The 1595-nt window shown below is 45.1% G+C and carries 1 rRNA gene; it reads right to left on the bottom strand.

The annotated features are described in order from the left end of the window. Positions 1–1375: ribosomal RNA gene (locus BU804_RS10220) — 23S ribosomal RNA — on the bottom strand; the annotation flags it as partial. Positions 1376–1595 lie beyond the last annotated feature (220 nt).

Below are 1595 nucleotides of genomic sequence, written 5' to 3'. Positions count from 1 at the left end.
CCCTGGAAACCTTAGGTTTTCGGCGAGGAGGATTTTCACCTCCTTTATCGTTTACTCATGCCATGCATTATCACTAGTATGCGCTCCAACGCTCCTTACGGTACATCTTCGACGCTGCATACTACGCTCTCCTACCGCTTATTCTTTAACAGAATAAACCCGCGATTTCGGCTCTATGCTTTAGTCCCGGATATTATCGGCGCAGAGTTTCTCGATTGGTGAGCTGTTACGCACTCTTTAAATGATGGCTGCCTCTAAGCCAACATCCCAACTGTTTTAGAAACTCCACTTCCTTACTCACTTAGCATAGAATTAGGGGCCTTAATCGGCGATCTGGGCTGTTCCCCTTTTGACAACGTAGCTTATCCCACGCTGTCTATCTCCCGGACGACTTTACAGTATTCGGAGTTTGATTTCCTTTGGTAGGTCGGTAAGACCCCCGCGTGAATTCAGTGCTCTACCCCTGTAAAGGGCTGTCCGAGGCTAACCCGAAAGTTATTTCGAAGAGAACAAGATATCTCCAAGTTTGATTGGCCTTTCACCCCTATCCACAACTCATCCAAAACTTTTTCAACAGTTACTAGTTCGGTCCTCCACAAGGTGTTACCCTTGCTTCAACCTGGTCATGGATAGATCACTTGGTTTCGTGTCTGCGCCAAATGACTTAACGCCCTTTTAAGACTCGCTTTCGCTTCGGCTTCGGAATGAGATCCCTTAACCTTGCCATTTAACGCAACTCGCTGGCTCATCATGCAAAAGGCACGCCGTCAGCCATTCCCAAATTATTGGGCATAGGCCTTCGACCGTTTGTAAGCTATTGGTTTCAGGTTCTATTTCACTCCCCTAACAGGGGTTCTTTTCACCTTTCCCTCACGGTACTGGTTCACTATCGGTCATTAACGAGTATTTAGCCTTGGAGGGTGGTCCCTCCGGATTCAGACCGGGTTTCACGTGTCCGGCCCTACTCAGGTGCTCATCTGACTAGCTCTCTTTTTCGCATACGGGGCTTTCACCTTGTATCGCCTAACTTTCCAGAAATGTTCTGCTAAAGTTCACTAGCCGTTGTGATGAGTCCTACAACCCCACTAATAAATTAGTGGTTTGGGCTCTTCCCACTTCGCTCGCCGCTACTATGGGAATCTCTGATTTGATTTCTTTTCCTCTGCCTACTTAGATGTTTCAGTTCGGCAGGTGTCGCCTCCTTAACCTATGGATTCAGTTAAGGATAACCAGACATTACTCTGGTTGGATTGCTCCATTCGGATATCTCCGGGTCAATGCTTTTTTCCAGCTCACCGAAGCTTTTCGCAGGTTTCGCGTCCTTCATCGCCTGTTAATGCCAAGGCATCCACCAATAGCCCTTAATAGCTTGACCAAAAAATTTTAGTCTCAAGCAATTAAGTATGAGTTACGACTCACATAAGCTGATCGCTTATGTCACTTAAATTTTTGTGTGAAGATTATTCTCAAGCGCTGATTTTGATCAGTGAATTTGTGATGACTTTTGTCATCTTTACTTTTCACGTTTCTTGTTCTTTCGAACAATCAACGTTTCAGATTAAACTTGATTCTTAAACTTTTATGACTTTCAAAAT

Origin of the sequence: Candidatus Protochlamydia sp. W-9, assembly GCF_001950615.1 — a bacterium.
GTDB lineage: Bacteria > Chlamydiota > Chlamydiia > Chlamydiales > Parachlamydiaceae > Protochlamydia > Protochlamydia amoebophila.
This window is presented reverse-complemented; position numbering and strand designations above follow the sequence as displayed.